This window comes from Candidatus Margulisiibacteriota bacterium, from assembly GCA_028715625.1.
Classification (GTDB): Bacteria; Margulisbacteria; Riflemargulisbacteria; order GWF2-35-9; family GWF2-35-9; genus JAQURL01.
In genome coordinates this window covers 1-8,565 of record JAQURL010000091.1, presented here as the reverse complement: position 1 = coordinate 8,565, position 8,565 = coordinate 1, and the positions used below count along the sequence as shown (strand labels likewise).

At 38.2% G+C, this 8,565-nt stretch carries 9 protein-coding genes; 8 read left to right on the top strand and 1 reads right to left on the bottom strand.

Going from position 1 to position 8,565, the window contains the following annotated elements; translation table 11 throughout:
• Positions 1 to 206: hypothetical protein (locus PHV30_11260; protein ID MDD5457591.1), on the top strand; the 206-nt coding region annotated here is incomplete at its 5' end.
• 338 nt (positions 207 to 544) lie between these two features.
• Here PHV30_11260 and PHV30_11255 read toward each other — a convergent pair.
• Positions 545 to 1,582, bottom strand: coding sequence for a rod shape-determining protein (locus tag PHV30_11255; protein MDD5457590.1), 1,038 nt, complete (start codon positions 1,580 to 1,582; stop codon positions 545 to 547).
• 175 nt (positions 1,583 to 1,757) lie between these two features.
• Here PHV30_11255 and gmk point away from each other — a divergent pair, with 175 nt between their 5' ends.
• The 7 genes from gmk to PHV30_11220 all read left to right on the top strand — a co-directional run.
• Positions 1,758 to 2,357 carry a guanylate kinase gene (gmk, locus tag PHV30_11250; protein MDD5457589.1) on the top strand — a complete coding sequence of 200 codons (600 nt, stop codon included), beginning with the start codon at positions 1,758 to 1,760 and terminating at the stop codon, positions 2,355 to 2,357.
• A complete protein-coding gene (locus PHV30_11245; protein MDD5457588.1) occupies positions 2,350 to 2,808 on the top strand; it encodes a DNA-directed RNA polymerase subunit omega in 459 nt (152 codons plus the stop codon). The genes gmk and PHV30_11245 overlap by 8 nt, the downstream gene beginning before the upstream one ends.
• 12 nt (positions 2,809 to 2,820) lie before the next feature.
• Entirely contained in the window at positions 2,821 to 4,800 is a 1,980-nt protein-coding gene (gene priA / locus PHV30_11240; GenBank protein MDD5457587.1) for a primosomal protein N', read from the top strand.
• Between the two features lie 75 nt (positions 4,801 to 4,875).
• Positions 4,876 to 5,688 carry a hypothetical protein gene (locus PHV30_11235; GenBank protein ID MDD5457586.1) on the top strand — a complete coding sequence of 271 codons (813 nt, stop codon included), beginning with the start codon at positions 4,876 to 4,878 and terminating at the stop codon, positions 5,686 to 5,688.
• A 112-nt stretch (positions 5,689 to 5,800) separates the two neighbouring features.
• Positions 5,801 to 6,610 carry a hypothetical protein gene (locus PHV30_11230; protein ID MDD5457585.1) on the top strand — a complete coding sequence of 270 codons (810 nt, stop codon included), beginning with the start codon at positions 5,801 to 5,803 and terminating at the stop codon, positions 6,608 to 6,610.
• Positions 6,610 to 8,037 (top strand): S8 family serine peptidase, encoded by a 1,428-nt coding sequence (locus PHV30_11225; GenBank protein ID MDD5457584.1) that lies wholly within the window; start codon positions 6,610 to 6,612, stop codon positions 8,035 to 8,037. The genes PHV30_11230 and PHV30_11225 overlap by 1 nt, the downstream gene beginning before the upstream one ends.
• A gap of 80 nt (positions 8,038 to 8,117) precedes the next feature.
• On the top strand, positions 8,118 to 8,565 hold a 448-nt coding region (locus PHV30_11220; GenBank protein ID MDD5457583.1), incomplete at its 3' end, for a hypothetical protein.

The window sequence follows — 8,565 nt, the reverse complement described above, 5'->3', positions numbered from 1 at the left end:
ATATTTTTCTAAGCGGTACATATAACAGCGTATTAATGAAATATGGAGTAAATTATCAGCTTGATCCAAGTATTGCATTGCAGGCCGGCCTGAATGGCGACAATCTATCCCTGGGTTTATCGTTCCTTCTGAACAATATGATGCTTGGCTACTCTACAGTGATAAATGGCCTGGGAGTGCAGCATAATTTTTCATTAAGCTTGTAACTCACCCGTCTTCGCCAAGGCTACGCCGAGGCAAGCCCCCGATCCTCTCTTGATAAGAGAGGGGAGTAGAGAAAAGGCTTTTGGGAAAAGCCTTTGACCAAATTCTCTATTCTTTTCTAAAGAATTTTCGATTTGATGGCGACAAAGAAAAGAGAATAGAATTTTGAAACTTTTCTAAAAGTTTATTGATTTAAATTCTTTCCAAAAAGAATTAAGTTTTCCTCCCATTTAAAAGGGGAGGTGTGCTGAGCAACAGCGAAGCACGAAGGGGTAGTCTCCCTTCTCTTTGTAAGAGAAGAGCCGGGGATGAGTTATGGCCGACCGTTAGGTCGCCCAAATTATTCGGAGAATAATACCTTTTTCAGAATGTCCATTTCTTCCAAAGCCTTACCAGTACCGTAAGCTACGCAGGACAGCGGATCATCGGCAATTACAACCTTGATATAAATTTCACGTTCGATGAATTTATCCAGACCCTTGAGCAATGCGCCGCCACCGGCCAGGACTACGCCTTTTTCCATTATATCGGATGAAAGTTCAGGAGGTGTCTGTTCCAGAACACCGCGAATAGTATTTAGTATAGCGTTAATTGTCTCGCTCAGCGCTTCACGTACTTCGCCGGCTGTAAGAGTAAAATTCTTGGGGAGACCGGTTACCAGGTCTCGGCCGATCACTTCCATGGTTTCTTCATCTATACCGTCTAAGGGAGCGGCACTACCTATTTTGAGCTTTATATCTTCAGCAGTCCGTTCACCGATAAGAATTCGATAATTATCGCGACAATGATCGATAATAGCCTGATCCATTTCATCTCCGGCAATTCTCACAGATTTGGCCACAACTATTCCACCTAACGAAATAACAGCAACGTCAGTTGTACCACCACCAATATCCACTATCATACTGCCTGTGGGCTCAGAAACCGGAAGACCGCAACCTATGGCAGCAGCCATGGGTTCTTCTATCAGGTACGCTTCTCTGGCACCGGCATGCAATATAGCATCCAGTACAGCGCGTTTTTCCACACCGGTTATACCGGAAGGAACACCAACAATCACACGGGGATTTAAAAATCTTTTACGGTTATGCACCTTTTCAATAAAATAACGGATCATGGTTTCCGTAACTTCAAAGTTGGAAATAACTCCGTCTTCCAAAGGTTTTACGGCAATAATACTTCCGGAAGTACGGCCGACCATCTGCTTGGCTTCATTGCCCACAGCCAGGGTGGCATTGGTCTTCTGATCAATCGCTACAACCGAAGGTTCTCTTAAAACAATTCCCTGGCCTTTTATATATACCAGAGTATTGGCAGTGCCCAAATCTATTCCCATATCGTGGGACATTTTACCAAAAAGCAGGTCAAAAATTTTCATGAGTTATAGCTCCTTTTATACAATTAAAAAAATCTTTATGTATTATCAATGGTTTTTAAATTCATGTCAATATTGGGCTTGTTGAGAAATGTGCTATAGATGAATTCTAAACAAGGCTTATCTGCTGAAATTTAATTGCCCGATATTCCATTCTTTGCTATATTATTAGCCATCTATGGAAAAAACAAAGAAAAAAAGCAAAAAAGGGTTGGGTGTAATAATCTCAGGACCCTCAGGTGTTGGTAAAGGAACTATTATCAATAAATTGCTGGAAAAAGACAAAAACTTTAGTCTTTCTGTTTCATATTGTACCAGAAAGGCAAGAAAGCATGAAAAAAACGGTATCGATTATCATTTTATAAGCGTGGAAGAATTCAAAAAGATAGAAAAAAATAAAGGGTTTGCCGAGTGGGCGGAAGTACATAAAAATTTTTATGGAACAAGTATGGATTATGTTAACAAGCTGATAAACGGTGAAAAAATTATCTTTGAAGTGGATGTGCAGGGGGCCAAGAGCCTTATATCGTTATTTGAAGAAAAAAAATATCCTCATATCAGTTTTTTTCTTATCCCGCCATCCTTATCCGAGCTTATTAACAGACTGGAAAACAGAGGCACTGAAGATCCCAAAAGCCTTAAAATACGTTTTGATAACGCCCGTAAGGAATTAACAGATTCTTCGTATTTTAATTATTCACTGATTAATGCTAGAATAGAGTCTACTGTTGAAAACATCTACAAATTAATTAAAGAAAAGGAGCAAAAGAATGAATAAGAAATATGACAAATTTTTATTTACATATGCCGTTGCCAAGAGAGCTAAGGAGATTATGGAGGAGGGCAACTGTCTTATTGAAGACCCCAAAGAACAAGACAAGAGACCTATCATGGAAGCCATTAAGGAATTTAATAAAAACCTTATCACTATTGATGTTACTCAAAATAAAAAAATAGACCTTAAAGAAGAAGAGGATACATTAGACACACTGTATGATTCTGTAAAATATCCCGAACTTGCCGAAGTCAGTTCCCACAGACCGAAAATGACCTTTAACATGGTTGAAGAAGAAAAACTGGAAGAAGATGAAGAAGAGGTTATTGATGCTGACGCGGTATTGGAAGAAGAAATAATCGATGATACGGAAAAGGACGAAGTAGTAGACCCTGAAGTGGAAATTGAAGCATTTCCTGAGGCTGTAGCAGATATCGCTGAAGATAAAGATTAATCAACGCCAAGCGTGTATGCAGAGGTACTATTAGCTCAGCAGATACAAAAATCCCTCAGTTATCAGGTACCCGAACATTTGGCCGATAAAGTAAAAATTGGCCAGGCTGTAGAAGTTCCTGTTAAAAACCGCAATGTACTGGGGTATATTTATCGTCTACAGAAAACATGGGAAAAGAAAAATTACGAATTAAAAGAAATCAGTTCGCTTAAATCCGAATATTCTTTTTTTGACGACAGAGTTGTAGAGCTTCTGGAATGGATATCCAGATATTATGCTGTTCCTTTGTCTTTAGTCCTGAAATCTGTTCTGCCTGCCGGAGCCAAAAATCTCAAAAATTTTAAAATTGATTTTGAGAAAATTAAAACTTCTGAAAGCCTGCAGGTAGAATATAGTTTTAATACATTGACCGCAGAGCAGGAAAAGGTTTTTCAAACCATAATAACAAACAAAGAGAAGAATCATCTGATACAAGGCATTACCGGCAGCGGTAAATCGGAAATTTATATAAAAACTATAGCTCATTATTTTAGTCAAGGAAAAAGTAGTCTTTATCTGGTCCCTGAAATTGCCCTGAGCTACAGTATTTATGAAAAATTGCAAAAAAATTTCGGTGACAAGGTTATTTTGCTTCACTCACAACTGACACCAAAAGAACGAATGGAAGCATGGTTAAAAATTTATCATTCCCCGCTTTCCATTGTTATCGGGGCAAGGTCAGCGGTGTTTACTCCTATCCAGAGCCTGGGGTTAATCGTAATCGATGAAGAACAGGAAAACAGCTATAAGCAGGAACAAACCCCACGCTATAACGCCAAGGCAGTTGCCTTTAAGAAAGCGGAAATACATAAAGCCCAGTTGGTAGTTGGTACTGCCACTCCATTGATATCAACTTATTATCTGGCCAGGAAACATTTTATAATTTCCACACTCAATAAACGTTTTACAAAAACACCTTTGCCGGATGTAAGAATTATCAATTTGAAAAACAGTTCTTATCCAAAAAATTTGCTCACACTCGAGCTGGTTAAAGAAATAAGAAAGACACTGGAACAAAAAGAACAGGTCATCCTGCTTTTCAATCAACGCGGACTTGTAAAATCCCTGCGTTGTGAAGACTGCGGCGAACCGGTTTTGTGCCGCAGATGTTCCGTGACAATGACCCTGCATGAAAATAATCAGCTGAAGTGTCATTACTGCGGTCTGATCCAGGAAAAAATTGAAGTTTGTCCTAATTGCAAGTCATTTAAACTGACCAGATTCGGTAAAGGTATTCAGGCCCTGCAACAGGAGTTAAAAAAAACATTTCCTTATGCCCGGATAAAGAGGTTGGATAGCGATATATCAGCCAAAGCGCATTATCTGGAAGACACACTGAAAGCTTTCGAACAAAAAGAAATTGATATTCTTGTCGGTACACAAATGATTGCCAAGGGGCACCATTTTCCTGAGGTTACGTTGGTGGGCGTAATAGACGCAGATCTAAACCTGTGCCTGCCTGATATCTACGCAGCGGAAAGAACCTACGATCTGCTGACCCAGGTTATCGGCCGTTCAGGCCGGGGAAGCAAAAAGGGTACGGTTTTAATGCAAACTTTTAATCCAGGACATGATGCTATTAAATACGCTGTGGAAAATAATTACGAAGCTTTTTTTAAACATGAGCTGCAAATACGCAAAGAAACCCAGAACCCACCGTTTACAAGATTAATACGAATTTCTTTTGAAAACAGGGATGCTCAAAAAGTAGAAGAAGAACTTGAATCCTTTCACAAATTTTTAAGCAAAAATTTCAGCAAACTGGAGTTTTTAAATCCCATACCTTCATTAATTAACAAAATAAAGAACAGGTTCCGTTGGCATTTTATTATTAAAATTCCCGGTTCATATAATACTGAACCTTTGAAAAAACAACTGCAGGAAAGCCTGGTCAGCTCAAAATTTTCCTCCAGGATGATTTATGATGTTGATCCGGTAGACGTGCTTATGTAATCCATCAAAATTTATAAGTATATTTCTACGCTGACCGACCGATAATTTTATGATCCATTTCAAGGAGGTCAGTTAATGAATAATAAAGTTATCGCGATACAAACCGATGCAATATTTCTGCAAAAACTATGGTCGGATTTAAAATCAGGATTTTCTACTCAGGAGTCATATTTGAACCCTATTTTTTTGTTAACAATAGATAAAACACGATTTGGAACAATGTCTGCGAAAAAACATGTCGCAACAAACACGATAATGTATGACGCATTAGAAAGAAGGTTGAACTGGGAGGCTGAATATCAGGTGTCGGTTATCAGTTTGTCGGATATAAAAAGAGGAATTTTAAACCTTCTGCAAAAGCTGGGGTATGTTGCGGCAGAACAAAAACAAAGCGAATTCTATGATAAATGGGACAATATGGATAATGTTTCTATAGATGATATAAGCAGATACATATCCATTTTGCAAGATAATAATCCTTTATATAAGTCGTATTCACTGTTCCCACGGAAAAAACAACCTCTAGATTTGGAAAAAAGCGCTAAAATCCTGGAAACACTTATTTCTAAGGCATGTAATGTGCCGGATAAAAATAAACTTTTTATTGAAAAATTAGGGATGCATATTTTTACAAGAGAAAATTTGATCTTAAAAGATAATAATCAGGATGCCATGAATGATCTTGCCCTGCTTATAGTTCTGGCAGCCAAGTTCGAAAATATTTTATATAAAAATCTGACCCTTGTAACCATCTTCAAGGATTATAAACTTTGGGATAAAAATCATGCTGATCAGGTAAAAGTATTGCTGAATAAATGCATTAAACTTGATTCGGACATTATCAATAAGCTAATAAAAATCGGCATTCATATCAGCAAAGAAAATTAACATTAAAAAACAGGTTTAAAAGAACCATATTACGGGCATAACCTCTCTGTAATTCAGTTTTTTCACAGGGGGTTATTTTCTGTTTAAGCGGGGGATTTTTTTCGCAATTTTTTTGTCATTAACTTTAGCTGCCGAGCTAAACTATGATTATCTTAAAGAGGCCGGTTTCAGTAATGATAAAACAGGTTTGTCAATTTTTGAGAACCCGGCAGTAATTAATTGGGAACCCTTGAAACTCAGCGTTTTACAGGCCAATAAACTTGATTCCCAGTGGCAAAGTAATAATCTCTATCTGACTCTGCCTTTTTCTTCTGTCAAAGTAGGACTGAGCTTCAAAAATGATACTATCGGTAATATTTCGCAAACCTATCAGGACACAGACGGTACTTTTAAAACCGCTTCCAGTTTCAGCCATCAAAAGGCCGGGGTTATTCTTACCCTTGGGCAGAATTCTCTTGTTAATGATATCTGCTGGGGTATAAGCAATAAATTCTATTATCAAAAATTGGGTGATAAAAGCGTTACTGCCTTTGGACTGGATGCCGGGGTCATTTATAAATATTCGGATAACGTCGTAACCGGGCTGGCTTTAAACGACATTGCCGGAACAATCTTCAACTGGAACGATCAAATATCAGATTGCATACCACAAAGTTATGTTTACTTTTTATCGCTGCTTTTTAACCCTGTACAGTTCAGCTATATACATAATAATAATTCACCATATATCAAGGGCAGCATCAATCTGTTCGAGGGCTTGCAGGCATCCTGCAAATTACCGCTGCAAAACATGGACCAGGCTCAGGTAGCTCTTACACTGGAATACCAGCACATGCAGATACAATACGAAATGAACTTTAATGAAATCTACGCCCAAAATTCCCTGCTTAAAGTAAGTTATGTATTCGGAGACCAATTCTGATGAAAAAAATTATCATCCTTTCTTTTATTCTTCTTGCCTTTTGTTTGGGAAATATAACTATTGAGCGTCACGGCAGCAGCGTAATAGCTTTTAGTGACACTAATAAAAACATCCTGTTTTTTTCAAGTGAAAAGAATACTTCCTTGAATTCGCTTACAATGCAGGATGCCCAGGTCCGTATGGAAGAAGACAAGCCCATGGAGCTGCACAGCTTGTGGATAAAAGATGCTGATATCGGCAATAGCCAGGCGGACAGTTTTTGGTTAACTCATGAACAACAAAGCGATCCGATACTGGTTGCTGTAATAGACAGCGGAATGGACTTACAAAACAACTCCCTGCAACCCTATGTTTACATTAACTCCAAAGAAATTCCTGACAATGGAATAGATGACGATCAAAACGGTTTTATCGACGATGTTCAGGGATATAACTTTATTGATAATAATGGGAATGTACAGGATGACTACGGTCACGGCATACTTATTTCAGGTATTGTGGCAAGGAATAGTATGGGCACTGTAAAAATCCTGCCGATCAAGGCCTTTAACAGTCAGGGACAGAGCTCACAATTCATTATAGCTTGCGCCATTAATTATGCCGTAAATATGGGCGTTAAAATCATCAATTGTAGTTTCGGTTATTACTACACCACCGAAATTTTACAACTGGCTATTGAAAACGCTCTGAGCAAAGGGGTGATAATTATAGCCAGCGCCGGCAATTATGGTGAAGAACAAACCATGTACCCCGCAGGATTTAGCGGAGTTGTCGGTGTGTCCTCCCTGGATTCCAGCGATCATCTGGCCAGCTTCAGCAACTACGGCTCCTTTATCTCAGCCAGTTGTCTGGGAATGGATGTACTTACAACTTATTTTAATAATCAATTCAAAAAGGTAAGCGGCACCAGCATGTCTGCCGGATATATTTCAGGTATTCTGGGATATTTAATGAAAACAAGCGGTGACAACCATGTGAGTTCCGTTTTATATTCGAAATGTACCGATATTGTGGACCCGTTAAATAACGGAGAAAAATTAGCCGGTTGGGACAAGTATACAGGTTACGGCAAACTTGATATAAGCTCTATAATCCATGTTCAAACTTCTGGAAGCCTTCTCAGTATCTCAAATTTTTTAAATTATCCTAATCCTGTCATAAATAATAATGGTACGGAATTCGGATATTATCTTAATTCAGATGCCAATGTTCAGCTGTATGTTTATGATCTTTCTGGAAAAAGAATCTGGTCAAAAAATATAACCGCCGGCAATACCGGAGCGAAATCAGGTTATAACAAAGTATTTTTTGATTGCAGGAATACAAATGGCAATGTATTAGCCAATGATACATATATTGCTATAATTACTGCCCTAAACGGCACACAGAAATCATCAGCCAGAACACTGCTCGCAATTTGCCGCTAATTATAATTTTGACACAATCCTCCTACTGATAATACAATACAAATATATCCGAATAACACGGATATGTTTATAATATATTTATGAATTACTGGCTAATATTACAAATTTGCGGATATTTTCTCGCTGCTTTAATCCTCACAGCATTAATTACTCCACCCATTATTAAGAGGGCTATTTCCTGGAAAATCCTGGACACTCCCAATGGCCGTAAAGTGCATAAATACTCCAAACCCCGTGTGGGTGGCCTGGCCATGTTTTGTATTTTTTTTATTCTTGTTTTAACCATAGATATTTATTCTCCGTTTATACGCGGTGTTATTGTCGGTTCTACACTGATCACTTTTTTTGGTTTTCTGGATGATCTTCTGGGTATCAGGGCACTTCCCAAACTTCTATTTCAGCTAATGGTTGCTTTTATTACAGCCAGTCCTTTTTTTGGATTTGATATTCAGATTAATTCACTTACTGTTTTATCTCAGGTGACAATTCCTCTTGGTTTTTTATCGGTTCCAATTACAATGATCTGGA